Source organism: Allofournierella massiliensis (assembly GCF_004345265.1).
Lineage (GTDB): Bacteria > Bacillota > Clostridia > Oscillospirales > Ruminococcaceae > Allofournierella > Allofournierella massiliensis.
The window spans coordinates 1-26,010 of sequence record NZ_SLUM01000005.1 but is presented as its reverse complement, the minus strand read 5'-3'; the positions used below and the strand labels follow the sequence as shown (position 1 = coordinate 26,010).

Genomic DNA, 26,010 nt, shown 5'->3' with positions numbered 1-26,010 from the left:
GTTCCTCCCTTCTTTTTTGTAACTGCTTATAGCTGGCCCAGCCTGCGGGCCAGCACCAGAGCGGCCTCGTAGGCGGGCAGGTCGGTGGTGAACAGGGCCACCCCCTGCTGGGCGGCCCGCTCCAGCGCGTCCGGCATCCAGGTGGCCTCCTGGCACAGCACTACGGCTGCCGCATCGGCAAGACTTGCCACCGCCACTGTGTTGATGTTGCCCATTACGGTGAACCAGACCTTACCCTCGGTGCAGCGGCTCATGGCCCAGCTGAGCAGGTCACAGCAGAAGCCGCCGGTCACCTCATGCTCGGGCACCGGCCCGGCGGGCACAAAGCCCAGGCCTTCCAGTTCAAGATTGGTCATCGTTTCGGCTCCTTTCCTGTAAAAGCTCTTCCAGCCGGCGGCGCATCAGCACGGTGCAGTCCTCCGGCTTTGCCCGGCCGCGCACCACGTCCTCGGCCAGCGCCTCACAGCTGGGAGCGCCACAGCCGCCGCAGTCCAGCCCCGGCAGCCGGGCCAGAATCTCCCGCAGGCGGCTGTATTTTTCCATCTGCTCTGCCCGGGTGCCCTCCAGCTCCATCACCGGAGCATAGACCGGCGGAGCGTCCCAGCGCATGAAATCCGGCACCTGACGGCTGCTCAGGCGGGAGCGGGCCTCCGGCAGGCCCCGGCGCAGCTGTTTCATTTTTGCCTTGGCGATGAAGGGATTCTCCACCTGCAGCACGCCGCCCACGCAGCCGCCCGCGCAGGCGTTCAGCTCCACAAAGCGCAGACCGGGCAGCTTTTCGTCCTCCAGATCCTCCAGCACCCGGATCACGTTTTCGATGCCGTCTGCAGCCAGATAATCGTCCACTGCGCGCAGACTGATGCTCTCGCCAGTGCTTTCTCCCCAGCGCACGCCCGCACGGCCGATCTGGCTTTTGCCCTCGCTGGGGGTCTGCTTCATGGCCCACAGCATGCGTGGGTAAATCTCCTTGATGCTCACCGCCGCATCCAGCGCGCTGTGCTCCACCCCCAAGGGGCTGCGCACATAGCTGATCTTGGCCGGGCAGGGGGAGAGAAAGATGCAACCGATTTTCTCCGGCGCAAGGCCGGTGCGGCGGGCAGCGTCCCGCTTGGCAATGCGGGCGGCCACCTCCACCGGCGGGGCCAGCGGCAGCAGGTGGGGCAACAGATCCGGATACCGTACCCGGATCAGCCGCACCACGGCCGGGCAGGCACTGCTGATCAGAGGCAGCGGCTGGCCCCCGGCGGTGATCAGGCGGCGGGTGGCGTCGCTCACCAGCTCGGCGGCCCGCCCCACCTCAAACACCTCGTCAAAGCCCAGAGCGAGCAGCCCGTCCACCACCAGATCCGGCCCGGGCAGCCGATTGAACTGGCCCAGAAAGCTGGGCGGCGGCAGGGCGATGGTGTAGTCGAACCGCTCCGTTACCGAGAGGGGGTCTGCGGCGGCCGTTTTGGCGTGATGGGGGCAGATGCGGATGCACTCGGCGCAGTCGATGCAGCGGGCCGGGTCGATGATGGCCTTGCCGCCCCGCACCCGGATGGCCTGGGTGGGGCAGCGCTTGATGCAGTTGATGCACCCCTTGCACAGCGCCCGGTTCAGGGTCACGGAATGGATGAATTCCTGTTTCATACCGGCCACCTTTCCTCACAGAAGCACATTCATCTGGATGGTGGTGCCCTGCCCGGGCTGGGATTCGATGAAAAACTCGTCGCTGTACCGCTTCATGTTGGGCAGCCCCATGCCCGCCCCGAAGCCCAGGCTGCGCACCTGCTCCGAGGCGGTGCTGTAGCCCTCCTGCATGGCAAGGCCAATGTCCGGGATGCCGGGCCCCTCATCCTCCAGCCGCATGCGGATGGCCTCGGGGGTCAGCTCCACAAAAATCTGCCCGCCGCCCGCGTGGATGACCAGATTGATCTCGCCCTCATACAGGGCGATGGATGCCTTGCGGATGGCTTCGGGTGGGAAACCCATTCGTTTTAAGGTGTGCTTCAGATCTGCCGAGGCCTCCCCCGCGCGGGTGAAATCGTCGCCGGGCACGGTGTATTCCAGCCGGATGGGTTCAGTCATGGCCGCCACCTCCCCGCAGGCCCGCCTGGTACAAAATACCGCAGGCGGAAAACATGGTGCGTCGGGTGGCCAGCACCGCAATGCCACGCTGTTTGGCCAGCTCCAGAACCTCCGGCGAGGGGCGCTTGCCCCGCACGAACACGATGCATACCATGTCCATCATATCGGCGGTGCGCACCACCTGGGGATTGTTCAGCCCGGTGAGCAGCACGGCCTGATCTTTCACGAAGGCCAGCACATCGCTCATCATGTCGCTGCCGCAGGCGTTGTGAACCTGCGTGTCCAGCCGGGCATCCGCTGTGAGCAGCTCCGCGGGAAGAAGCTGCATAATGTCCTGAATGGTCATGGTGGTTTCGCCCCTTTGCTTTGTGTTTTCTTCTTTCAGTATACGGCAAAGCAGGGGCAGTGGGCAATGGGCAGAGAAAAATCTGCTTGTGGCAGGTTGCATAAAAAATATCCAATTACTTTTCTCGATATAAGATTAAAACTATGCAAAATTTATAGGAAAACGGGCAATTTTATGATACAATGATACCATTAAGCCAAAAGCAAAGGTGGCCTGGGGATGAGCCGGCCACCCATAAAAAACAGAAAACGGAGGGATACCCAACATGAGGCGTTTTTCCACCCTGCCTTTCGCAGGGACCCCCGAGCAGGAGCGTCAGCTCACCGAATGGCTGGACCAGCACAGGGATATGCCCGGTGTGACCATGCCTGCTCTGCAGAAAGCCCAGGAAATCTATGGCTACCTGCCCATTGAGGTGCAGCGTATGGTAGCGGATGCGCTGGGCATCCCGCTGGCCGAGGTTTATGGCGTGGCAACCTTCTACTCCCAGTTCCGGCTGGTGCCCCAGGGGCGCTACCGGGTCAGTGTCTGCCTGGGAACCGCATGTTATGTGAAGGGCAGCGGAAAGCTGTATGAAAAATTGCAGGAAAAGCTGGGCATCGGCGACGGTGAGTGTACCCCGGATGGCAAATTCAGTCTGGACAGCTGCCGCTGCGTGGGCGCCTGTGGTCTGGCCCCGGTGATGATGGTGAACGACGATGTATACGGCCGGCTTACCGGTGAGGATGCCGAGCTGGATGCCATTCTGGCGAAATACGAGTAAGCGGCCATGCAGGAACTGAGCATGCATGTGATGGACATCGCCCAGAACGCGGTGGCCGCAGGGGCAGCGAATACCCGCATCATCCTGCGGATGGATACCGCTGCCGACCGGCTGGAGCTGACCGTGGAGGACGACGGCCGGGGCATGACCGATGAGCAGGCCCGGGCGGCGCTGGATCCCTTTTATACCAGCCGCACCACCCGGAAGGTGGGCCTTGGGCTGCCGCTGCTGCGGCTGACCGCTCAGCTTACCGGAGGCGACGTGGCCATCGAGAGTTCGCCGGGAAAGGGGACCCGGGTCACGGCCTGGTTTGGCCTTTCCCACATCGACCGCCCGCCTCTGGGCGATATGGCGGGCACCATCTCCGCCCTGATGCAGGCGAATCCCGAGCGGGATTTTTGCTATGAGCTGCATGTGAACGACCAAAGCTTCGCGGTAAACAGCCGCGAGATCAAACAGATCCTGGGCGATGTGCCCCTGGCACAGCCCGAAGTGGCGCTGTTCCTCCGGGAATATATAGAAGAAAACAGCGCCCCCCTGCTGGAAAAGGAGTGAAACAAACCCATGAAAAGCCTGAAAGAACTGGAGGCCATCCGGGACCGGATGCGCCAGACCGTGAATACCCGCGAGAGCGACAGCAATACCATTCGTGTGGTGGTTGGCATGGCCACCTGCGGCATCTCCGCCGGTGCAAGGCCGGTGCTGAACGCCATTGTGGAGGAACTGGCCCGGGAGAATGTGGCCGGTGTGCAGGTCACCCAGACCGGCTGCATCGGTATCTGCCAGTATGAACCGGTGGTGGAGGTGTACGAGCCGGGCAAGGAGAAGGTGACCTATGTGAAGATGACCCCGGAAAAGGCCATCCGCATGGTGCGCCAGCATCTGATCAAGGGCGAGCCGGTGCAGGACTACATCATCGGTTCGCTGACCAAGTGAAAGGGGGCGCGGCACAGTGTACAGAAATCATGTGATGATCTGCGGCGGCACCGGATGCACCTCGTCCGGCAGCGACCGAATCGCCGCGGCCTTTGAGCGGGAGCTGGAACGCCATGGGCTGGATAGCGAGGTTAAGGTGGTACGCACCGGCTGCTTTGGTTTATGCGCATTGGGCCCCATCGTGGTGATCTACCCGGAGGGCAGCTTTTACAGCCGGGTGAAGGAAGAGCATGTGGAGTGGATCGTGACCGAGCACCTGCTCAAGGGCCGCCCGGTGCGCAGCCTGCTGTTTGACGAAACGGTGGACGGCGAGCGGATCAAGAGTCTGGATCAGACCGGATTTTACAAAAAACAGAAGCGGGTGGCGCTGCGCAACTGCGGCGTAATCAACCCGGAAAACATTGAGGAATACATCGCCTTCGACGGCTATGCCGCGCTGGGCAAGGCACTTACTGAGATGACGCCGGACGACGTGATTCAGACCGTGCTGGATTCCGGCCTGCGGGGCCGGGGCGGCGGCGGTTTCCCCACCGGGCGCAAATGGCAGCTGGCCTGCGCCGACCGGGGCAAGGTGAAGAAGTTTGTGTGCTGCAACGCGGACGAGGGCGACCCGGGCGCGTTCATGGACCGCAGCGTGCTGGAGGGCGACCCCCATGCGGTGATCGAGGCCATGGCCATCGCAGGCTATGCCATCGGGGCCGACAAGGGCTATGTGTATGTGCGGGCGGAGTATCCCATCGCGGTGAAACGGCTGCAGATTGCCATCAATCAGGCCCGGGACTACGGCCTGTTGGGGGAGGACATCTTCGGCAGCGGCTTTAACTTTGACATCGAGATCAAGCTGGGCGCGGGCGCCTTCGTCTGCGGCGAGGAAACAGCGTTGATGACCAGCATTGAGGGCAACCGGGGCGAGCCCAGACCCCGTCCGCCCTTCCCGGCCAAAAAGGGCCTGTTCGGCCGGCCTACTATTTTAAATAACGTGGAGACCTACGCCAACATTCCCCAGATCATTCTGAACGGAGCCGAGTGGTTCCGCAGCATGGGCACTGAAAACAGCCCCGGCACCAAGGTGTTTGCCCTGGGCGGCAAGATCCACAACACCGGTCTTGTGGAGGTTCCCATGGGCACCACTCTGCGGGAGATTGTGGAGGAGATTGGCGGCGGCATTCCGGACGGCAAAAAGTTCAAGGCGGCCCAGACCGGCGGCCCCTCCGGCGGCTGCATCCCCGCCGAGCTGATCGACACCCCCATCGATTACGATTCCCTGAACAAGATCGGCAGCATGATGGGCTCCGGCGGTCTGATCGTCATGGACGAGGACACCTGCATGGTGGATATCGCCAAGTTCTTTCTGGAATTCACCGTGGACGAAAGCTGCGGCAAGTGTACCCCCTGCCGGGTAGGCACCAAGCGGCTGCTGGAGCTGCTGGAGAAGATCACCAGCGGCAACGGAACCATGCGGGATTTGGAGCGCATTGAAGAGCTGGCCGAGTTTGTGAAGAACAACAGCCTGTGCGGCCTGGGCCAGACCGCGCCCAACCCGGTATTGTCCACCCTGAAGTATTTCCGGGAGGAATATTTGGCGCATATTCAGGACAAACGCTGCCCGGCGGGCGTGTGTAAGGCGCTGCTGGTGTACAAGATCGACCCGGACAAGTGCCGCGGCTGCACCCTGTGCGCCCGCAACTGCCCGGCGGATGCGATCATGGGCAGTGTGCGCAACCCCCACAGCATCGATACCAACAAGTGCGTGAAGTGCGGCGCCTGCATGGACACCTGCCGCTTTGGCGCCATCAGCAAAGGCTAAGGAGGGCACACGGCAATGAATATGGTAAATTTGAAGATCAACAACGTGCCCTGTCAGGCCCCGGAGGGCTCCACCATTCTGGAGGCGGCCCACGCGGTGGGCATCACCATTCCCACCCTGTGCTATTTAAAGGAGATTAAGCGGGTGAACGGAGCCTGCCGGGTCTGCGTGGTGGAAGTGAAAGGCGCAAAGAACCTGCTGCCCGCCTGCGTCTACCCGGTGAGCGAGGGCATGGAGGTATTCACCAACACCAAGCGGGTGCAGAACGCCCGCAAGATGAATCTGGAGCTGATTCTCTCCATCCACAATCAGGACTGCATGAGCTGCGTGCGAAACGGCGACTGTGAGCTGCTGCGCCTGTGCAAGCAGTACGGCGTGGACAAATCCAACGCTTTCGAGGGCGTTCTGCCCGAGCGGCAGGATGACGACAGCGCACCCCATCTGGTGAAGGACAGCTCCAAGTGTATCATCTGCCGCCGCTGCATCTCCACCTGCGCCGAGAATCAGGGCGTGGGTGTGATCAATGTGGTGGAGCGCGGCTTCAATACCCACATCGCCTGCGCCTTCGAGGGCAAGCTGGCGGACTCCACCTGCATCGGCTGCGGCCAGTGCATTGTGGTCTGTCCCACCGCCGCTCTGGTGGAGCGGGACGACACCGAGAAGGTGTGGGCTGCACTGGATGACCCCACCCGCCATGTGGTGGTGCAGACCGCGCCCAGCGTGCGTGCGGCTCTGGGCGAGGAATTCGGCCTTCCCATCGGCACCAATGTACAGGGCAAGATGGTGGCGGCACTGCGCCGCCTGGGCTTCGACGGCGTGTTCGACACCGACTTTGCCGCCGACATGACCATCATGGAGGAGGCCCACGAGTTTCTGGAGCGGGTGAAGAACGGGGGTAAGCTGCCGCTGATCACCAGCTGCAGCCCCGGCTGGGTCAAATACTGCGAGACCTTCCACCCGGACTTCATTCCCAATCTGTCCAGCTGCAAGAGCCCGCAGCAGATGTTCGGCGCTCTGAGCAAGACCTATTATGCCGAGAAGATGGGACTGGACCCCAGAAATGTATACTGCGTGTCGGTAATGCCCTGCACCGCCAAGAAATTCGAGATCGGACGCCCGGATCAGAGCGCCGCGGGCGACGGTATCCCGGATGTGGATGTGGCCATCACCACCCGTGAGCTGGCCCGCATGATCCATCGCAGCGGCCTGCGCTTTAACGACCTGCCGGACGAGGACTTCGATCCGGCCATGGGCCAGGCCACCGGTGCGGGCCATATCTTCGGCGCCACCGGCGGCGTGATGGAGGCGGCCCTGCGCACCGCGGTGGAGACCCTCACCGGCGAAAAGGTGGAGCTGGTGGAATTCACCCAGGTGCGCGGCACCGACGCCATCAAGGAGGCGGAGTATCAGGTGGCCGGGCTCACCCTGCGGGTGTGCGTGGTCAGCGGCACCGCCAACGCGGGCAAGGTGCTGGACATGGTGCGCAGCGGGGAAAAGCAGTACGATATGATCGAGGTCATGGCCTGCCCCGGCGGCTGTGTGAACGGCGGCGGCCAGCCCATCCAGCCCGCCCCGGTGCGCAACTTCACCGACATCCGCGCTCTGCGCGCCAAGGCCCTGTATGATCAGGATGAGGCCAGCGTGCTGCGCCGCAGCCACGAGAACCCGCTGGTTCAGCAGGTCTACGCGGAATTTCTGGGCGAGCCGGGCAGCGAAAAGGCCCACCACATTCTGCACACCAGTTATGCGCCGCGCCCCCGTTTGTTCTGAATCTTTTTGCCCCTGCAGCTCTGCTGCGGGGGCTTTTTCGTGTGCGTGAGCATACTGAAAAAATAAATAGGAAAAATTCCTAGTTAGGGGGTTGACAGAATAAATAGGAAATGTTATCATTAATCTACGGAAACGAAACCCACCAACAAAATATTGAAAGAATCAGCTGGCAGCACTGCATGAGCCGTCATGTGTTGATTTGCCGGAATAACGAAAAGAATATGGAGGAAATGACAATGGAAAAATGGCGTTGCACTGTATGTGGTTATATTCATGAAGGCCCTCTGCCCGAGGATTTCACCTGCCCCCGCTGCCGCAAGCCCGCTTCGGTATTTGAGAAGATCGAGGAGCCTAAGAGCGGCAGCCGTTATGCCGGCACCAAGACCGAGAAGAACCTGCGCGAAGCCTTTGCCGGCGAGAGCCAGGCCCGCGGCAAGTACACCTACTTTGCTCAGGTAGCCCAGCGCGAGGGTTATGAGCAGCTGGCCGAGGTGTTCCGCAAGACTGCCCGCAACGAGCAGGAGCATGCCCGCCTGTGGTTCGAGGCCCTGGGTGGCCTGGGTTCCACTGCCGACAACCTGCTGGCCGCAGCCGAGGGCGAAAACTACGAGTGGACCGACATGTACGACCGCTTTGCCAAAGATGCCGAAGAGGAAGGCTTCCCTGAGCTGGCCGAGAAGTTCCGCAAGGTGGCTGCCATCGAGAAGAGCCATGAGGAGCGCTACCGCCGTCTGCTGAAGAACGTTGAGATGCAGCAGGTATTCGAGAAGGGCGAGCTGACCATGTGGGAGTGCCGTGTGTGCGGCCATCTGGTCATGGGCAAGAAGGCTCCCGAGGTGTGCCCGGTATGCGGTTACGCCCAGAGCTTCTTCGAGATGCGCTGTGAGAATTACTAAATAAACCGCAAAAGGCCGGAGCAATCATTGCTCCGGCCTTTCAGTGCGCTCCGCAGCCTGAAATTATGCGGTGCTGCCTTGACTTTTGCGGTTGTATATGATATAAGTGTATCTGTTAGCAAAGACACAGAGAACAGCTGTGATGGAGACAGTAAGCCCGGTGCGAACGACCAAGCGAGCGGGGGAGGGTGTGAGCCCCGCGCCAGTAGCGCCCCGCCGAAGATCACTCCGGAGCTGCGGGCTGAACTCACAGTAGGCGCCGCCGGCATCCCTCCGTTAAGGGGAGCGTGTATGATGGTACACAGCAAAAGGTGGTACAACGAAAGCGCAAAGCCTTCGCCCTGTTTGCAGGGGCGAAGGCTTTTTCTGTTGTTTTTGTACGTTCCGTTCAAAAAACGGAAAAACAAGGAGGACGAGATTTAAGATGTACGAGAAAGTAAACCCGAATCTCAATTTCGTTGACCGCGAGAAGGACGTGCTCAAGTTCTGGAAGGAACGCCACATCTTTGAGAAGAGCATCGATTCCCGCAAGGAAGGGCCGACCTACATGTTCTACGACGGCCCCCCCACGGCCAACGGCAAGCCCCACATCGGCCATGTGGAGACCCGCGTTATCAAGGATATGATCCCCCGCTACCGGGCCATGAAGGGCTATCAGGTGCCCCGCAAGGCCGGCTGGGATACCCACGGCCTGCCCGTTGAGCTGGAAGTGGAGAAACTGCTGGGCCTGGATGGCAAGGAGCAGATTGAGCAGTATGGTCTGGAGCCCTTCATTGAGAAGTGCAAGGAGAGCGTCTGGAAATACAAGGGCATGTGGGAGGATTTCTCCGGCACCGTCGGCTTCTGGGCCGATATGGACGACCCCTATGTGACCTATGACAACACCTTCATCGAGTCCGAGTGGTGGGCTTTGAAGCAGATCTGGGAAAAGGGCCTTTTGTACAAGGGCTTCAAGATCGTGCCCTACTGCCCCCGCTGCGGAACCCCTCTGTCCAGCCATGAGGTTGCTCAGGGCTATAAGGACGTGAAGGAGCGCAGCGCCATTGCCAAGTTCAAGGCCAAGGGCGAAGACGCCTACATCCTGGCCTGGACCACCACCCCCTGGACCCTGCCTTCCAACGTGGCTCTGTGTGTGAACCCGGTCGAGACTTATGTGAAGGTCAAGATGAACGAGGACGGCACCGTGTACTACATCGCTCAGGCTCTGGCCGACACCGTGCTGGGCGAGGGCAGTTACACCGTGCTGGAGAGCTACCAGGGCAAGGACCTGGAGTACAAGGAGTACGAGCCCCTGTTCGACTTCGTTTCTCCCAAGGAGAAGTGCTGGTATGTGACCTGCGACAGCTACGTCACCCTGACCGACGGTACCGGTATCGTTCACATTGCTCCCGCCTTCGGTGAGGACGACTCCAACGTGGGCCGCAAGTACGGCCTGCCCTTCGTGCAGCTGGTGGACGCCAAGGGCTGCATGACCAAGGAGACCAAGTGGGCCGGCATGTTCTGCAAAAAGGCCGACAAGGAAGTGCTGATCGACCTGGAGACCCGGGGTCTGCTGTTCAGCGCGCCGGTCTTCGAGCACAGCTATCCCCATTGCTGGCGCTGCGACACCCCGCTGATCTACTACGCAAGAGACTCCTGGTTCATCAAGATGACCGCGGTGAAGGACGATCTGATCCGCAACAACAACACCGTAAACTGGGTACCCGCCTCTCTGGGCAAGGGCCGCTTTGGCGACTGGCTGGAGAACGTGCAGGACTGGGGCATCAGCCGTAACCGCTACTGGGGCACCCCGCTGAACATCTGGGAATGTGAGTGCGGCTGCCGTCACTCCATCGGCAGCATCGAGGAGCTCAAGAAGATGTCTCCCAACTGCCCGGACAACATCGAGCTGCACCGCCCCTACATCGACGCGGTGACCATCACCTGCCCGGACTGCGGCAAGCAGATGAAGCGTGTGCCGGAAGTGATCGACTGCTGGTTCGACTCCGGTTCCATGCCCTTTGCCCAGTACCACTATCCGTTTGAGAACAAGGAAGTGTTCGAGAGCCGCTTCCCGGCCGACTTTATTTCCGAGGCGGTGGACCAGACCCGTGGCTGGTTCTACTCCCTGATGGCCATCTCCACCCTGCTGTTCAACAAGGCTCCCTTCAAGAACGTTGTGGTTATGGGTCATGTGCAGGATGAGAACGGTCAGAAGATGTCCAAGTCCAAGGGCAACGCCGTTGATCCCTTCGACGCTCTGGCCACCTACGGAGCCGACGCCATCCGCTGGTACTTCTACACCGCGGGTGCACCCTGGCTGCCCAAGCGCTTCTCCGGCAAGGCTGTGCAGGAGGGCCAGCGCAAGTTCATGGGCACTCTGTGGAACACCTACGCCTTCTTTATCCTGTACGCAAACATCGACAACTTCGATCCCACCCAGTACACCCTGGAGAAGGATAAGCTGTCTGTTATGGATCGCTGGATTCTGTCCAAGATGAACACCATGGTCAAGACCGTGGACACTGAGCTGGATCAGTACGCTATCCCCGAGGCGGCCCGGGCTCTGCAGGAGTTCGTGGACGATCTGTCCAACTGGTACGTGCGCCGCAGCCGTGAGCGTTTCTGGGCCAAGGGCATGGAGCAGGATAAGGTCAACGCCTACATGACTCTGTACACTGCTCTGGAGACTGTTTGCAAGGCGGCCGCCCCCATGATCCCCTTCATGGCCGAGAGCATCTATCAGAATCTGGTGCGCAGCGTGAACAAGTCCGCTCCCGAAAGCGTGCATCTGTGCGACTTCCCCGTGGTGGACGAGAGCTTTGTGGACGCTGATCTGGAGCGCGACATGGAACTGGTTCTGGATATCGTTGTTCTGGGCCGTTCCGCCCGCAATGGCGCCAACCGCAAGAACCGCCAGCCTCTGGCCGAAATGTTTGTGAAGGCAGACGAGAAGCTGGGTGAGTACTATGTGGAGATCATCGAGGACGAGCTGAACGTGAAGAAGGTCACCTTTACCGATGACATGTCCATGTTCACCAACTACACCTTCAAACCGCAGCTCAAGACTCTGGGACCCAAATACGGCAAGCAGCTGGGCGAGATCCGCAACCTGCTGGCCAACCTGAACGGCCCCGCCGCCAAGAAGGAGCTGGACGAGACCGGCAGTCTGACTTTGACCCTCTCCACCGGCGAGATCAAGCTGGGCGAGGAGGATCTGCTCATCGAGATGACCCGCAGCGAGCGGTACTTCTCGGTGGAGGATGCCAAGGTTACCGTTGCGCTGGACACCGAGCTCACTCCCGAGCTGGTGGAGGAAGGCTTTGTGCGTGAGCTGGTAAGCAAGCTGCAGACCATGCGTAAGGAAGCCGGCTTCAATGTGGAGGATCACATCACCGCCTATGCCATGGGCAACGACAAGATCACCGCCCTGATGGAAGCCAATAAGGATTCCATTGCCTCCGATGTGCTGGCGGATGCTGTTGTGACCGGCAGCACCGACGGCTATGTGAAGGAATGGGATGTGAACGGCGAGACCGTTACCCTGGGCGTGAAGAAGGTCTGAGCGCCGCGAAACCGATTCCTATATAAATAAGAAAGAGCCCGCCGCTTGGGAAGAAATTCCGAAGCGGCGGGCTTTTTTTGTGACCGAAAATCAAAAAGAGATGGGAATAGGGCTGGAAACACGGCCCGGCGAATCTCTTTATGACCATCGGTGTGACCGATCGGATATGCCACACCAGACAGCAGAGGTGAGCCGGTTAGTGGAAAAACACGCCTTTTGTTGGTCGAATTCAAAAATTCCATTGGAATTGTGACCGTTTGACAGGAAATTGACGGGTTTAAATTCTACTTGATTTGTGGAAATTGCGCCGGATATTTCCTTGAAAACAGGGGTTTTGTGGCAAAAAGCTGAAAAATTGATTTGGTAACGATTTTAGAAATTAAAATATTGAAAAAGTTTTTTGTGACTGATATAATAGTGCCTGCTGAGAGAACCAGGCTCCTTCGGGAGCTGGGGATAAGCATAGATAATCTGTGGAGAAATTCCAACGAAAGGATGAGCAATCGAACTATGAAATCGATCATTGCCTATCTGCTGGCGTTCACCATGATGGCTACCATTGCTTCGCAGGCGCTGTTGCCTGCCGTGGCAGCCATGGACGCTCAGAGCAGCGTATCGGTGGTGCAGGTACAGACCGGGTCCGAAAAGGAAGCCGGCGAACCTGCCAGCCAGCAGCCGGACGAGACCGATCCCGAAACTGTTGTGACCGAGGAGCCTGCTTCCAGCGAAGCTGTTTCCGAGGAGAGCGCCTCCAGTGAAGCTGCTTCCGAAGAGAATACTTCCAGTGAAGCTGTCTCCGAGGAAAGTGCTTCCAGTGAGGCTGCTTCCGAGGAGAGTGTTTCCAGCGAGGCAGCTTCCAGTGAAGTAGCTTCCAGTGAAGCAGTTTCCGAGGAACTGGCTTCCAGTGAGCTCGTTCTGGAGGAAAATGCCCTTGAGATGCAGGAAGAGCCGGAGCTGCTGGATGAGGTGGAGGAACCCACCGAGACCGAGCCCAACGGCGGCGTGTCTGTTGTAATCAACGCAGCCATGGTGATGGGGAAAAATGTGGACTTCGTCATGACCCTGTACCGAAACGGAGAGGAAATGCCGGTTGCACAGGTCGGCGGGCAGCTGACGGAAAACAAAGAGGGTCAGGCCTCCCGGCTGAAGCTCAGCGAAACCGGTCTTGAGCCCGGCAGCTATCAGGTGGTAATCACTGCTCCCGGCTTTGCCACATACACCCAGTCTCTGGAAGTGAGCCAGAACATGTACAGCGAGTTGACCCTGTACACCGACGATCTGGCCGGCTACGGCAGCACCGCTCACCCCGGTGTGCTGCGTGTGGGCGATGCCAACGGCGACGGTGTGCTGAATGGCGACGATGCCGATACCATTGTAAATGCCATTGAGAACGGCGTTCAGGGTGGCCTGGCCGACCTGAATGGCAGCGGCGAAGTGGATCTGGCGGATCTGCAGCTGCTGGCTGACAACCTGACCGGCGAAGAGGCGCAGGTGGGCGATGTGTACTCCACTGTGCAGACCCGCGTGGCGGATAATGTTGCAGATCCCGTCGTGAGCGATGAGATTGCCGTTACCGGCAGCCTGAAGGATCTGGTAAACGAAAACGGCGGCGTAACGCTGGGCAATGAGGATGGCACTTCCATCAGTGAAAAGCCCATTGTGGTTGACTTCAACTTTGCCGGCGATGATCAGGACGTGACCGCAGAAGAACTGCCCAAGATGGACGGTATGACCATTCAGGCGCCCGCCAACAGTGAGGGTGCGGTGACCGCAGGTACCATCCTGGTTACTTATGTGGACGAAAACGGCCAGGAGGGTACCATCCCGGTGGAGATTCAGGAAGAGAAGGCCCGCGGTATTGCCCTGTTCAGCCTGTTCACCACTTCCGCCACCGCCACCCGCAAGGCGGACGGCACCTTGGAGATCAACTTCGGCAAGCAGGTTGCGGTGAAGAAGATCACCCTGACCATCACTGCCACCCAGAGCAACAATCTGGCCGAGATCTCCAAGGTGGAATTCCTGAACGGCATGGAGAATCGCATTCCCGAGCCTGAGATGAGTATTCCCGAGGGCCTGAGCGGCACCGGTTCCGATAAGGCGTTCCTGCTGACCTGGAAGGCTGCAACGAATGTGACTGCCTATGAGGTCAAGATCACCGGCCCTGTAAAGGGTTCCACCGGAAATGTTACCGCCACCATCCGCACCACCGCCAACCAGCTTCTGGTGGACAGCCTGAACGGCAGCAAGCTGGTCAACGGCAAGGAATACACCGTGCAGGTTCAGTCTCTGAACGGTGAGTGGTCCAGCGGTTACTGCGATCCCATCACCGTGAAGCCGGTGGTGGAGAAGAAGCCCGACGCCCCCGACAATCTGGAGGCAAGCGGCGGCTACCGCTCCATCAGTCTGCACTGGAAAGACATGGTGGATACCGACAGCTACACCGTTCTGTATCGCAAAAAGAGCGATGCAAACGCGGAATACACTGTGGCGGCCAGAAATATCACCGCCAACAGCTACAAGATTGACAATCTGGAAGAAAATGTGGAGTATGAGGTCACCGTATACGGCACCAACGAGCTGGGCGACGGCCCCAACGCCATTCCGGCGCTGGCCAAGACCCTGAGCCTGGAGCCGGCCTGGATGCCCTCCTACAAGCTGATCAACACCTCCAACGGTGTGGGCCAGCTCACCGCTCACATCCAGAGCGTGACCACCATGCGCGGCACCAACATGATGGTGAACAGCCCGCTGGACGCGGCTGGCAGCAGAAGCGCCCTGGGCGTGGTGGATGGCGACCAGTCCTCCTACTACTCTGTGAATGACTGGGACGACGGCGTGAACTACGGCTGGCCTCCCAACGACCGCGGCCTGCGAGTAGCCTTTGACGGCACCTATGAGTTTGGCGCCATGGCTTTTGCAGAGCCGGAAAACGGTGCCATCAGCAGTGTGCGTGTGTGGTACCATGATCTGGAGACCGACTCCATGAAGGAGATCTCCGGTCTGCGTGTGAACACCCGCACCGATGAGAACGGCCGCCGTCACTTCTACATTGATTTCGGCACCAGGATCGTCACCGATCAGCTGCATCTGTGCACCACCACCGGCTGGACCAGAAGCATCAAGATCGCTGAAATGCGTTTCTATGGCTATGACAGCATCTACGAAGATATCATGGCCCTGTATGCAGACGATTACCACACCACCCTGCGGGAGGATGTGGATCAGAGCGTGATCAATGCGCTGTACACCCGTCTGGATACTCCCGATGAAGTCAGCGGCGAGCTGCATCCCAACTACACTCAGCTCAAGCGCGAGCTGGACACCGCGGCCGATCTGCTGGCTAACAGCAGCAACCTGCGCCCCGTGCAGCACATCAAGGCCATGGGCGCCAATGTGAGCGGCTATGCGGATAACAGCCTGGGCTTCACCGGCCTGAATCCCTGGCAACCTCTGGGCGTGACCGCCGCTGCCGGTGAGGAAATCACCATTTATGTGGGCAACCCCGATCTGCAGACCGGTACCAACACCGATCTGTATCTGGTGGCGACCCAGTACAATGCCGAGTCCGGCAGCTTCATGAAGCAGATCGGCCGGCTGAAGGTGGGCGAGAACACCTTTACCATTCCTGTCATTGTGAGCAAGGACTTCGAGCGCGGCGGCTCCCTGTATGTGTACTACGCCGCCAGCAACAAGACCAGCAAATATGGTGTGCGTGTGGCGGGTGGTACCACCATCCCCATGCTGGACCTGTACGGCATCGAGGACGAGTCCGAGCGTCTGGCTCTGACCGAGGCGTATGTGAAAGAGCTGAAAAGCTATGTGGCCGGTCTGGAAGCTCTGCATGAGCAGGAGCATGCCGGCAGCAGCAATGCCAACGTCAACTACGAGTACAACGAGGAAGAGTGCATCCTGGGCGCTACCGAGCTGATGGGCGACCACATGCTGTTCTCCCTGTCCGCCCAGCAGGTGCTGGCGGGTCTGGGCAGCGGCACCACCGCCGAAAAGGCCAAGCGCCTGAACGATTCCATGCTGGCCATGGATCAGACCATGGAGCTGTTCTACCAGCACAAGGGCCTGACCGAGAATGCGTCGGAAGCCATCAACCGTGTGCCCAGTCAGCATCTGAACATCCGTTACATGCGCATGTTCGCCGGCGCCTTCATGTATGCAGCCGGCAACCACATCGGCATTGGCTGGGGCTCTGTGCCCGGCGTGGTGCAGGGTCAGCCCCTGCAGGCTGACGAGAACGGTGCCTACCTGTCCGGCGATCTGTTCGGCTGGGGCATCGGTCATGAGATCGGCCACGACATTAACCAGTCCAGCTATGCCATCGCTGAGGTGACCAACAACTACTTCGCTCAGCTGGCTACCTACGGTACCAGCGGCGTACGCTTCGGTTACAATGCCGTGTACGACAAGGTGACCAGCGGTACCATCGGCCGCGCCAGCGACGTGTTCCTGCAGCTGGCCATGTACTGGCAGCTGCGTCTGGCCTACGACAACTACTACCCCTACAAGACCTTTGATACCCAGCAGGAGGTCTTTGACAATCTGTTCTTTGCCCGGGTGGATACCTATTCCCGCACTCCCTCCAAGGCTCCCGCTCCCGGCGGCGTTGCCCTGAAGCTGAACGGCGGTTCCGAGCAGAACATCATCCGACTGGCCAGCGCGGCCGCTCAGAAGGATCTGAGCGAGTTCTTCCTGCGCTGGGGCCTGGTGGCCAACGAGGAGACCACGGCCTATGTGAGCCAGTTCGAGCCTGAGACCCGTGCCATTTACTATGTGAATGACTCGGCTCAGAGCTACCGCATCCAGAACCCGAATGGTGAGAGCCTGAAGGGTCAGAGCGTAATCAGCGCTGCTGATGTGACTCGCACTCAGGGCAACGGCACCAACGGCCTGGCGCAGAATCAGGTAAGTCTGACCATTGCTCCCCAGACCGCTTCCTCCAGCCTGCTGGGCTACGAGATCAACCGGATCTCCATCTCCGGCGGCAAGGAAAACAACGAGACCGTTGGCTTTGTGCTGGCGGACGAGAACGGCGCGGCTACCTTTACCGATACGGTAACCACCATCAACAACCGTGCCTTTATCTATCAGATTATTCCTGTGGATCAGTATCTGGATTACGCCGAGGCCGTTTCTCTGGATGCGATCAAGATCAGCCACGACGGCAGCCAGGACAAGAGCGCCTGGATCGTTACCACCAACATGACCTCTGAGCAGGACACCGAGGTGGATCACGACGAGCAGGATCCGGATGCCGGCTTTGATCCCGGCGCCCATGACCACGCCAGCGTGAAATCCGCCATTGGTCTGGCCTTCGACGACAATCTGGGCACCACCTACACCGGTACCGCCCAGAGCGGAGATGCCATGATCGAGGTGCAGTTCGGCAAGGAGCTGGATGTGACCGGCTTCAAGTTCACTCTGATGAGCGGTGCGGGTCAGGTGCCCGCGGGTACTCTGGTCCTTCAGCTGGAGGAAAACGACCAGTGGGTGGATGTTCCCGTAAGCGTTGAAAGCCTGCAGGACACCGGTTCCACCACCGTATACGCGGTGAATGACGAAGGCTGGATGCGCACCAGCGGCGCCACCGCCTTGCGCCTGACCTTCCAGGGTGCTCAGACCGTGAGCATCACCGAGCTGGATGTGCTGGGCCCCACCGGCGACAATGTGGAGCTGTTTGAGGATGGCGTCGGCATTCTGGCAGAGGATTACATCTATGACCAGGAGCTCTACGAGGAGAGCGAATACACCGATGGGTTCATCCCGGCGGGTTCCGTGATCTTCGTGGGCCAGTACAAGGGCAACCCGGCTTACAATGCCGTGATCGTTTACGATCAGAATGGCAAGATTGTGGGCTACGGTGAAAACGGCGAGGGCAGTGCCGAGCAGATCATTCTGGCTCCGGTTCCGGACAAGGGCGATCTGGGCAACACCTCCGACGGCCGCTGGGTCTACTGGATCAGCCCCGACGCAGTTCTGCCCGAGCAGGTGCGCGTGGAGCTGTACCGTGTGGACGATGCCCTCACCAATCAGGGCCAGCGTCTGGTCAGTGACTCCCTGTGGGTGCAGGTACCCGAGAGCCTGCCCTCCATCACCATTTCCGGGGATAAGTAAGAATTGGTATTGCCCCGCTTCGGGGCCAAGCATAAAGGAGTAAGACATGAACAAAAAAATCATCGGCCTGATCGGGGCTGCGGTTTTGGTCATGGCGATGCCCCTGCAGGGGTTGGCGGCCGCGGATGCGGCCGCCAGCCTGCAGCCTGTTGAAGGAGGGGCCAAAGTGTCCCTGGATCTGCATCAGGCAGGCGCGGGCGAGGGCGTGAATGCTCTGCAGATGAGCTTCACGCTGAATCCCGTATCCGGCTCGCTGGACAAGGCCAGTGTGAGCTTTGATTTCGACAATGATCTGGCCGGTACCGTAAAGCGTTACAGCTTTGATCAGAACAGCGGCGTCCTCACCGTCTATGTGGCGGGTGCAAACGGTCAGCTGTTTGATAACGATAAAACCGACCTGGGCAGCATCCAGGTGAAAGCGGCGGAAGGCGAATATCTGGAGCTGGCCATCACCACCGGCCTGCCCAGAGAGGATGAGGATTCTGCCGAGCAGCTGGCAAGCGGCCTGAGTCTGCTTCGGGCGGGTTCTTCCAAGGAAACCCTGACCATGCAGGCCGAAACCCTGAATGTGAATGTGGGCGAAGTATCGCCTGATCCCGAACCCACCGAGCAGCCGGAAGCTACCCAGAAGCCTGAGGCAACTCAGAAGCCGGAAGCTACCCAGAAGCCCGAGGCAACTCAGAAGCCGGAAGCTACCCAGAAGCCCGAGGCAACTCAGAAGCCGGAAGCTACCCAGAAGCCTGAGGCAACTCAGCAGCCGGAAGCCACACAGCAGCCTGAGGCAACCCAGAAGCCTTCCGGCGGTTCCAATCAGAACGGCAGCAATCAGAGCAGCAATAACCAGAGTGGTACTGCTGCCAGCGCCACTGCGCAGCCCGGAACCACTGCGACCAGCAAGACCCCCGGTACTTCCTCCACCGCTCAGAGCGCGGTGAGCGAGTCCGCTTCCGAAGAGAGCCAGGCTCAGAGTGAGTCTGCCTCCAGCGAAGCCCAGAGCCAGGCAGCCGAGAGTGAAAGCCAGGCTCAGAACCAGAGCACCGCTTCCCAGACCGAAAAATCCAAGGTGAGTGTACTGCATGTGGTAATCGGCATTGTGGTGGTGGCTGCCGCTGTGGCTGCCGGCGTGGTAATCTGGCGCCGCGGCCGCGACTGATTCATTCACTTCCTCTTCAATTTCTCCATAAAAGCAAGCAGCAAAAGCCGCCCGGATTGTTCCGGGCGGCTTTTGCTTTGGCGCACCACTACCCAAATGACGGCTTTTCCGCTATAATAAAAAAGAATGTTAACCGAAAGGAAACGATCCCATGGAATTACAGATTTTCAAGGCCATTGTGCATGTGCTCGATTCCAGCGGCGGTGCGCCGGTGTTCTCTGACCGGCTGCTGGAGCTGGACGGCGATACCGCCGACTATCTGGCGGCTCATCTGGAAAAGGCCTATTACAATGACGCAGTAAAAAACTGCAGTTTTTTGCCGGAATCCACTTTTCCGGCGCTTCTTCTGGAAAATCAGGATTTTGTGCAGTGCTCCAAGCAGGTGGCGGATGAATTCTTTCAGGTCATGCGCACCAGCCCGGCCATCCCCAATGCGGATCTGATCGTGGTGTACTGTTCGATCAACGGTCACGAGAGCATTGCCATTCTGAAAATGAACTATAAGGCTGCCTATGCCCACTACTATCAGCAGGTGGAGGGGCAGCACTATAACGCGCTGATCAAGCAGCGCACCCTGCTGCCTGCCGCCGGTTCCAAGCCGGATGAGTCGGTGATTGTGGACATGACCGACGGCTCCATCAAGCTGGTGGAAAAGAAATATGAGGTGGATGGAGCTAAAATCTTCTATCTGTCCGAGCGGATTCTGCGCAGCACCCAGGCCCAGCCTGAGCGGGCCAAGCTGCAAACGGTGCAGGCTGCAGCAGCGCAGGCGGTGCGCCAGAGCTATGAGGATAACCAGAAGAGCGACAGTGAGATCGCGGCTATTCTTTGCGAAGAGGCGGTGGCCGGAGACGGCAATCTGGAGGTGCAGCGGGTCAAGGAGCGGCTGGAAGAGCAGTTCCCGCTGGCGGTGGAATCCTTCACCCAGGAGCTGGAAGAGGCAAATATGCCGCTGGAGGAAACGGTGTCGGTGCCGCCTGCCCGCATCAAGCGGATGGAATACCAGTCCATCAAAACCGAAAGTGGCATTGAGATGAAGATCCCCACCAGTCTGCTGCGGGGAGACAACGATTATGTGGAGTTCGTCAACGAGCCGGACGGAACCATCTCGCTGCTGGTCAAGGGCGTGGTACTGTAAATAAAAACACCCGGATGTCTGTAAATAGCATCCGGGTGTTTTTGTTTATTATCAAACAGTAATGCGCGGGTGGCGGCGGTAAAAATCCTCCCGCTCCCTGAAATAGCACTGGGCACACAGGCTTACATATTCCACGTCGCCGCCCTGGTCGATGACAACCTGATCGCCTTCAAATACAAATTCACCGTTTACCTTGCGGCCGTTGCAGGTGGCCTTGCGACCGCAGAAGCAGATGGTTTTCATCTCTTCCACCGCATGGGCCAGCTCCAACAGGCGGGTGGAGCCGGGGAAACCCTTCAGCGAGAAATCCGTACGCAGGCCGTAGGCGATCACCGGGATATTCAGCTCCACGGTGATGCGCAGCAGCTGCTCCACCTGCTCAGGGGTGAAGAACTGGCTTTCGTCGGTGAGGATGCAGGCCGGCGCGGGCGCACGGGTCAGCAGGTCTTTTACCAGATCCAGAATATCCAGCTTGGGAGTTACGGCAATGTCCACCAGCCGGGTTACGCCCAGACGGCTGACCAGTTTGTCGCCGCCCTTGGTGTCCACGCTGGGTTTCATTACCAGCACCCGCATGCCACGTTCCTCGTAATTGTAGGCCACCTGCATCAGGGCGGTGCTTTTGCCGCTGTTCATGGCGCCGTAGCGAAAATACAATTTTGCCATAGTGTTGCACAAACCTCTTTGTAAGGCGAAGGGCGGGCGTGCCCCTTGCCAAAAGTCAGCCCGGCTGCGCAGAACGCAGCCGGGCTGCTGTTTTTGATGTAATCAGTCGTTGCGCAGCCGATAGCCAAGGCTCATCAGGCTGTCGCCCAGGTGGGCATTTTCCACCGTTACATTGGGGTAAGGGATGGAAAGATCATAATGACTGAAGTTCCAGAAGCCCCGGATTCCCAGCTCCACCAGCCGGCCGGACAGCTCCTTTGCGCCCTCGCGGGGCAGACAGAGAACGGCCACCTGAGGCTTGTGGGTTGCACAGAAGTCCTCCAGCTCGTCGATGTGATGAATGGGGATGCCGTCCAGATTCTGGCCCACCAGATCCTGCTGCACGTCAAATACGGCCAGCAGATGATACCCGTTGGTATCGGTGGTCAGAAAACGGGAGACCGCCCGGCCAAGACGGCCGGCGCCGATCAGAATGGTGGGCAGCTTTTCGCCGTCGCCAAACAGCAGGCGGCCGATCTCGTGCAGCAGCACATCCACATTATAGCCGATTCCCTGCTGGCCAAATCCACCGAAGCAGTTGAAATCCTGGCGCACCTGGCTTGCGGTGGTGCCCATCATCCGGGCCAGTTCGCTGGAAGAAACCTTCACCACGCCATTTTGCTGCATCTGGCTGATATAGCGGTAATATTTGGGCAGCCGCTTGATCACCGGCAGAGAAACCTTTCCCTGAGCATGATTCATAAAACAATCACCGTCTTTTGATTTGATTTCGGGCGTCGGGCCGGCACTGTGGCCGTGCTCGCGCCGCGGGGGGCAAAAGGCGCGACCGGGCCTTTTGCTTAAATATCCATACTTTATAATACTGGATTCCAAAAGCCTTGTCAAACCAATTGCGGCCTGCCGGAGCGCTTGCAAGGCATAAAGACAAAAAATTCGTGCAAACTGATAGAAAAATGCAAAGGAGAGAACGGACCAATGCTCAAAAATGATACATCGCAGCCCACCGATGCACAGGTGGAACAGGAGAAGCTGGAGCAGGATTTCATGATGGATACCGGTTCGGTGATCCGCACCAAGGGCCGTCATGCCATCCACTGCCTTACGGTGATTGGCCTGATCGAGGGGCATGTGAGCGCCGGGCAGGAACAGAAGGTGACTCGCTATGAACATGTGATCCCTCAGCTGGTGGCCATTGAGGAGGATCCGGAAATTGAGGGCCTGCTGGTGATTCTGAATACGGTAGGCGGTGATGTGGAGGCCGGGCTTGCTCTGGCCGAGCTGATCAGCGGAGTGACCAAGCCCAGCGCAGCGCTGGTGCTGGGGGGCGGGCACTCCATTGGCATTCCGCTGGCGGTCAGTGCAAAGCGCAGCTTCATTGTACCCACCGCCACCATGACCATTCATCCGGTGCGCCATTCCGGTCTGGTTTTGGGGGTGCCCCAGACCATGCGCTATTTTGAGCAGATGCAGGAGCGGATTACCGGTTTTGTGGAAAGTCATTCCAACATCAGCGAAAAAAGGTTTCTGGAACTGATGATGCACACCGGCGAGCTGGTGATGGATGTGGGCACCGTGCTGGGTGGTGAACAGGCCGTGGAAGAGGGCCTGATCGACGAGCTGGGCGGCCTGGGTGACGCGCTGAACTATCTTTATTGCCAGATTGAAGCCAATCGAACCGGCACGGGTGGCGGCGAAGGGGCACGACAGGGAGAAAGTGTCCGATAAATTGGGTTTTAAAACCTTTTGTTTTATGCTACAATAGATAAGTTCCGAAAAGATATTCCCGCGCACAGAGCGCGGCGTCCCCGCTGCCCGGTCTTTTCCGGAGCGGGGGCCGGAAATACATACAACGAGGGAAAGAAACGTATGGCACAAAAGAAGAAACCCGCCGCGAGAAGCGGCGCGAAAACCACCCGCTCCCGCTCGCGGCGCAGCCAGCCGGATGTGGCCCAGAGCTGGAGCATTCTGCTGTTTGGCCTGGGCATCGTTCTCATCGCCATGGCGCTGGTGGCCGGGCAGTCGGTCTGGGCCATGCTGCGCGGCGTGCTGTTCGGTGTGTTCGGCGTGTGCACCTACTTGCTGGGGCCGGTTCTGCTTTACATTGCGGTACTGGTGGCATTGGGGCGGCCCATCTGGGCGCGCTGTGCCAAGTCTCTGCTGCTGATGATGCTTATCTGCGGCACGGCGGTGGTATTTTCCAAAATTGATCTGGTGGGCCTGAGCTTCGGCGAGACCACAGCCGCGCTGTACGCCAATGGGCAGGGAATTCTCGGCGGTGGCCTGTTGGGCGGCATTATTGGCGGCACCCTGCTGGCTCTGTGCGGCCATCCGGCGGCGAACATCCTGCTGGTGATTCTGCTCATTGCCATGATCATGTGGTATATGGGCGTAACGCCGGGTGACCTGTGGCAGATTGCGGAGGATTATCTGGGCGACTGGCGTGCCGACCGGGACGCTGCCCGCCAGCAGCGTGAGGCCTGGGAAGAGGAGCAGCTGCGCCGGGAGCCCGAGCGCCGCGCTGCCGCTCAGGAGCGTGCGGCTGTCCGCCAGCAAAAACAGGAGGCCTTTACCCAGCGCTTCCGGAGAAAGCCTCAGGTGGACATCGACCTTGGGCCGGACCCGGTGGTTGCCACCGAGATCGAACCCCAGCCTGAGGAGCCGCTGGTGGGCCCTGGTGGTACCTTCGGCATGTATCCTCCCATGGATTCTTCTCAGCCTTCCGAGCCCAGTGAGTTTGAAACCGAAATTCCCATGGAGGAGCCCCAGTCCGACCCGGATGTGGGCTTCGAGCCTTACCCCAGCAGCAGCCCGGATTATGCCTGGGAGATGCGGTTTGACGATGCGCCGGAACCCTCCGACGCGGACGAGCCTCCCTTCCAGCTGGATCAGCCGATTCCGCTGGATCTGGAGCAGCCTGCCACCGGCGGCACCGAGCTGGACAGCCTGATCCACAAGGCCATGGAACCCAGCCAGACCATGGGCAATTCCTATGGCGAACCCCTGCGTCCGCTGAACCCGGCGGCAGCCCCGGCAGAAACCGCGCTGGCCGAGCCTGCCGAACGGCCCGCGGCTTACCGGTACCCCCCGCTGGACCTGTTCCAGGTGATGGAATCCGCGGAGGATCCGGGCGTGGAAGCCGAACTGAAAAAGAACGCCGAGCTGCTGGTGAGCACGCTGGAGAGCTTTGGCGTAAAAACCCGCGTGCTGGACATCTGCCGCGGCCCCTCGGTAACCCGATACGAGCTGCAGCCGCTGGCCGGCGTGAAGATCAGCCGGATTACCGGCCTTGCCGACGACATTGCGCTGAATCTGGCGGCGGCCGGCGTGCGCATCGAGGCGCCCATTCCCGGCAAGCCTGCCGTGGGCGTGGAGGTGCCCAACCGGAAATCCAGTCCGGTGGGTATCCGGGGAATCTTTGAGTCCCAGGCCTACACCCGCAGCGCCTCGCCCCTGACGCTGGCACTGGGCAAGGACATTGCCGGCAACGCTCAGGTGGCGGACCTGTGCAAGATGCCCCACCTGCTGATCGCTGGTTCCACCGGCAGCGGTAAGTCGGTGTGCGTGAACAGCATCATCATCAGCTTTTTGTACCGTTCCAGCCCGGAGGACGTGAAGCTTATTCTCATCGACCCCAAGGTGGTGGAGCTGGCGGAATACAACGGCATTCCCCATCTGCTGATGCCGGTGGTCACCGAGCCCCGCAAGGCGGCGGGTGCGCTGGGCAGCGCCGTGGCCGAGATGGAGCGCCGTTACCATCTGTTTGCTGAGAACAACGTGCGCGACATCAAGAGCTTCAACCGGATGGCCGCCGAGACCGACGGTATGGAAAAGCTGCCCTACATCGCCATTATCATCGACGAGTTGGCTGACCTGATGATGGTGGCTGGCAAAGAGGTGGAGGACTACATCTGCCGCATTGCCCAGAAGGCCCGCGCCGCGGGCATGCACCTGATCGTGGCCACCCAGCGCCCCAGCGTGGATGTAATCACCGGTCTGATCAAGGCCAACATTCCCAGCCGAATCGCCTTCGCGGTATCCAGCCAGGTGGACAGCCGTACCATTCTGGATGCGGGCGGCGCGGAGAAACTGCTGGGCATGGGCGACATGCTCTTCATGCCGGTGGGCGCATCCAAGCCCCTGCGCATTCAGGGTACCTATGTGAAGGATGAGGAGATCAGTGCCGTGCTGGACTTCATCAAGAAGGACAACACCTCCCAGTACGACGAGAAGATGATCGAGGAGATGGAAAAGCACGCGGTGCCCGAGAAGGCCTCCGGCGGCGACGGCGACGACGAGGACGACGGCCACGACCCCATGCTGGAACAGGCGGTGGAGGTTGTCATCGATGCCGGGCAGGCGTCCACCAGCCTTTTACAGCGCAAGTGCAAGCTGGGCTATGCCCGCGCTGCCCGCATCATGGACGATATGGAGCAGCTGGGCGTGATCGGACCCTATCAGGGCGCCAAGCCTCGGGAGGTGCTCATCACCCGTCAACAGTGGATCGAACGGTCCATGCGGGCGGACAATGCCCCTGTGCCGGAGGAGATTCCCTGAACCTGCGCTCTTGTACATGCAGGGCGGGATTTGCTACAATAGAATCAAGCCAGACGTTCGTGCCCCCGGCAGACCAGCGGCCTGCCGGGGGCGCTCTGCGATCACGGATGTGTTTTACCAATGGAACCGGGCCGCTTTGGCCCGCGAGGAATAGAAAGATTAACTATTAAAAATCAACCCCGAAAATGAATGGTGGTGGTGAAAAAGGGATGGTTCAAAAAAGGTATAGCAAAGCTGAGGTCTTGTC

18 protein-coding genes are annotated in these 26,010 nt (G+C 59.6%); 12 read left to right on the top strand and 6 right to left on the bottom strand.

Annotation, left to right across the window (positions count from 1 at the left end; all coding sequences use genetic code 11):
- Window positions 1–26 precede the first annotated feature (26 nt).
- Genes EDD77_RS03615 through EDD77_RS03600 form a run of 4 tightly spaced genes read right to left on the bottom strand, consistent with a single transcriptional unit; the run spans window position 27 to window position 2,413 of the window.
- Window positions 27–356, bottom strand: a complete 330-nt coding sequence (locus EDD77_RS03615) for a hypothetical protein (protein ID WP_058966867.1) — start codon at window positions 354–356, stop codon at window positions 27–29.
- On the bottom strand, window positions 343–1,629 hold the full coding sequence (locus EDD77_RS03610; protein ID WP_058966865.1) for a [Fe-Fe] hydrogenase large subunit C-terminal domain-containing protein: 1,287 nt from the start codon (window positions 1,627–1,629) through the stop codon (window positions 343–345). Before EDD77_RS03610 ends, EDD77_RS03615 begins: the two co-directional genes overlap by 14 nt.
- A 15-nt stretch (window positions 1,630–1,644) precedes the next feature.
- A complete protein-coding gene (locus EDD77_RS03605) occupies window positions 1,645–2,067 on the bottom strand; it encodes an ATP-binding protein (RefSeq protein ID WP_058966863.1) in 423 nt (140 codons plus the stop codon).
- The gene (locus EDD77_RS03600; RefSeq protein ID WP_058966861.1) at window positions 2,060–2,413 is read right to left on the bottom strand and encodes a DRTGG domain-containing protein; all 354 of its coding nucleotides are present in this window, start codon (window positions 2,411–2,413) and stop codon (window positions 2,060–2,062) included. Before EDD77_RS03600 ends, EDD77_RS03605 begins: the two co-directional genes overlap by 8 nt.
- Before the next feature lie 265 nt (window positions 2,414–2,678).
- On the opposite strand from EDD77_RS03600, the gene EDD77_RS03595 reads away from it, so the two are divergent.
- The 10 genes from EDD77_RS03595 to EDD77_RS03550 all read left to right on the top strand — a co-directional run bounded on the left by EDD77_RS03595 (window position 2,679) and on the right by EDD77_RS03550 (window position 20,543).
- Window positions 2,679–3,176, top strand: coding sequence for an NADH-quinone oxidoreductase subunit NuoE family protein (locus tag EDD77_RS03595; RefSeq protein WP_058966859.1), 498 nt, complete (start codon window positions 2,679–2,681; stop codon window positions 3,174–3,176).
- Between the two features lie 6 nt (window positions 3,177–3,182).
- Window positions 3,183–3,731, top strand: a complete 549-nt coding sequence (locus tag EDD77_RS03590) for an ATP-binding protein (RefSeq protein WP_132587312.1) — start codon at window positions 3,183–3,185, stop codon at window positions 3,729–3,731.
- Window positions 3,732–3,740: 9 nt separating this feature from the next.
- Complete coding sequence (locus EDD77_RS03585) at window positions 3,741–4,112, top strand: (2Fe-2S) ferredoxin domain-containing protein (RefSeq protein ID WP_058966855.1); 372 nt, start codon at window positions 3,741–3,743, stop codon at window positions 4,110–4,112.
- A 16-nt stretch (window positions 4,113–4,128) separates the two neighbouring features.
- On the top strand, window positions 4,129–5,919 hold the full coding sequence (locus EDD77_RS03580; protein WP_058966854.1) for an NADH-quinone oxidoreductase subunit NuoF: 1,791 nt from the start codon (window positions 4,129–4,131) through the stop codon (window positions 5,917–5,919).
- 15 nt (window positions 5,920–5,934) lie between these two features.
- Window positions 5,935–7,689 (top strand): NADH-dependent [FeFe] hydrogenase, group A6, encoded by a 1,755-nt coding sequence (locus EDD77_RS03575; protein WP_058966852.1) that lies wholly within the window; start codon window positions 5,935–5,937, stop codon window positions 7,687–7,689.
- A gap of 236 nt (window positions 7,690–7,925) precedes the next feature.
- Window positions 7,926–8,585 carry a rubrerythrin gene (gene rbr, locus EDD77_RS03570; protein ID WP_058966850.1) on the top strand — a complete coding sequence of 220 codons (660 nt, stop codon included), beginning with the start codon at window positions 7,926–7,928 and terminating at the stop codon, window positions 8,583–8,585.
- Window positions 8,586–9,009: 424 nt separating this feature from the next.
- A complete protein-coding gene (ileS, locus tag EDD77_RS03565; RefSeq protein WP_058966848.1) occupies window positions 9,010–12,129 on the top strand; it encodes an isoleucine--tRNA ligase in 3,120 nt (1,039 codons plus the stop codon).
- Between the two features lie 510 nt (window positions 12,130–12,639).
- The gene (locus EDD77_RS03560; RefSeq protein WP_058966846.1) at window positions 12,640–18,252 is read left to right on the top strand and encodes a fibronectin type III domain-containing protein; all 5,613 of its coding nucleotides are present in this window, start codon (window positions 12,640–12,642) and stop codon (window positions 18,250–18,252) included.
- Window positions 18,253–18,298: 46 nt separating this feature from the next.
- Complete coding sequence (locus EDD77_RS03555; RefSeq protein WP_058966844.1) at window positions 18,299–19,405, top strand: hypothetical protein; 1,107 nt, start codon at window positions 18,299–18,301, stop codon at window positions 19,403–19,405.
- A gap of 151 nt (window positions 19,406–19,556) precedes the next feature.
- Complete coding sequence (locus tag EDD77_RS03550) at window positions 19,557–20,543, top strand: nucleoid-associated protein (RefSeq protein ID WP_058966842.1); 987 nt, start codon at window positions 19,557–19,559, stop codon at window positions 20,541–20,543.
- A 51-nt stretch (window positions 20,544–20,594) separates the two neighbouring features.
- Here the strand turns inward: EDD77_RS03550 and EDD77_RS03545 are convergent, their stop codons facing one another.
- Window positions 20,595–21,209, bottom strand: a complete 615-nt coding sequence (locus EDD77_RS03545) for a thymidine kinase (protein ID WP_058966840.1) — start codon at window positions 21,207–21,209, stop codon at window positions 20,595–20,597.
- A gap of 102 nt (window positions 21,210–21,311) precedes the next feature.
- Window positions 21,312–21,950 (bottom strand): redox-sensing transcriptional repressor Rex, encoded by a 639-nt coding sequence (locus EDD77_RS03540; protein ID WP_058966838.1) that lies wholly within the window; start codon window positions 21,948–21,950, stop codon window positions 21,312–21,314.
- Window positions 21,951–22,184: 234 nt separating this feature from the next.
- Here EDD77_RS03540 and EDD77_RS03535 point away from each other — a divergent pair, with 234 nt between their 5' ends.
- Both EDD77_RS03535 and EDD77_RS03530 read left to right on the top strand, forming a co-directional pair.
- Entirely contained in the window at window positions 22,185–22,934 is a 750-nt protein-coding gene (locus EDD77_RS03535; RefSeq protein ID WP_058966836.1) for a ClpP family protease, read from the top strand.
- 141 nt (window positions 22,935–23,075) lie between these two features.
- Window positions 23,076–25,763 (top strand): DNA translocase FtsK, encoded by a 2,688-nt coding sequence (locus EDD77_RS03530; protein WP_058966834.1) that lies wholly within the window; start codon window positions 23,076–23,078, stop codon window positions 25,761–25,763.
- Window positions 25,764–26,010 lie beyond the last annotated feature (247 nt).

What these genes read in the sequence shown, in the direction of transcription:
- EDD77_RS03615 (WP_058966867.1), bottom strand. Translation starts at nt 356, where the DNA reads ATGACCAATCTTGAACTGGAAGGCCTGGGCTTTGTGCCCGCCGGGCCG.
- EDD77_RS03610 (WP_058966865.1), bottom strand. Translation starts at nt 1,629, where the DNA reads ATGAAACAGGAATTCATCCATTCCGTGACCCTGAACCGGGCGCTGTGC.
- EDD77_RS03605 (WP_058966863.1), bottom strand. Translation starts at nt 2,067, where the DNA reads ATGACTGAACCCATCCGGCTGGAATACACCGTGCCCGGCGACGATTTC.
- EDD77_RS03600 (WP_058966861.1), bottom strand. Translation starts at nt 2,413, where the DNA reads ATGACCATTCAGGACATTATGCAGCTTCTTCCCGCGGAGCTGCTCACA.
- EDD77_RS03595 (WP_058966859.1), top strand. Translation starts at nt 2,679, where the DNA reads ATGAGGCGTTTTTCCACCCTGCCTTTCGCAGGGACCCCCGAGCAGGAG.
- EDD77_RS03590 (WP_132587312.1), top strand. Translation starts at nt 3,183, where the DNA reads ATGCAGGAACTGAGCATGCATGTGATGGACATCGCCCAGAACGCGGTG.
- EDD77_RS03585 (WP_058966855.1), top strand. Translation starts at nt 3,741, where the DNA reads ATGAAAAGCCTGAAAGAACTGGAGGCCATCCGGGACCGGATGCGCCAG.
- EDD77_RS03575 (WP_058966852.1), top strand. Translation starts at nt 5,935, where the DNA reads ATGAATATGGTAAATTTGAAGATCAACAACGTGCCCTGTCAGGCCCCG.
- rbr (WP_058966850.1), top strand. Translation starts at nt 7,926, where the DNA reads ATGGAAAAATGGCGTTGCACTGTATGTGGTTATATTCATGAAGGCCCT.
- ileS (WP_058966848.1), top strand. Translation starts at nt 9,010, where the DNA reads ATGTACGAGAAAGTAAACCCGAATCTCAATTTCGTTGACCGCGAGAAG.
- EDD77_RS03560 (WP_058966846.1), top strand. Translation starts at nt 12,640, where the DNA reads ATGAAATCGATCATTGCCTATCTGCTGGCGTTCACCATGATGGCTACC.
- EDD77_RS03555 (WP_058966844.1), top strand. Translation starts at nt 18,299, where the DNA reads ATGAACAAAAAAATCATCGGCCTGATCGGGGCTGCGGTTTTGGTCATG.
- EDD77_RS03550 (WP_058966842.1), top strand. Translation starts at nt 19,557, where the DNA reads ATGGAATTACAGATTTTCAAGGCCATTGTGCATGTGCTCGATTCCAGC.
- EDD77_RS03545 (WP_058966840.1), bottom strand. Translation starts at nt 21,209, where the DNA reads ATGGCAAAATTGTATTTTCGCTACGGCGCCATGAACAGCGGCAAAAGC.
- EDD77_RS03540 (WP_058966838.1), bottom strand. Translation starts at nt 21,950, where the DNA reads ATGAATCATGCTCAGGGAAAGGTTTCTCTGCCGGTGATCAAGCGGCTG.
- EDD77_RS03535 (WP_058966836.1), top strand. Translation starts at nt 22,185, where the DNA reads ATGCTCAAAAATGATACATCGCAGCCCACCGATGCACAGGTGGAACAG.
- EDD77_RS03530 (WP_058966834.1), top strand. Translation starts at nt 23,076, where the DNA reads ATGGCACAAAAGAAGAAACCCGCCGCGAGAAGCGGCGCGAAAACCACC.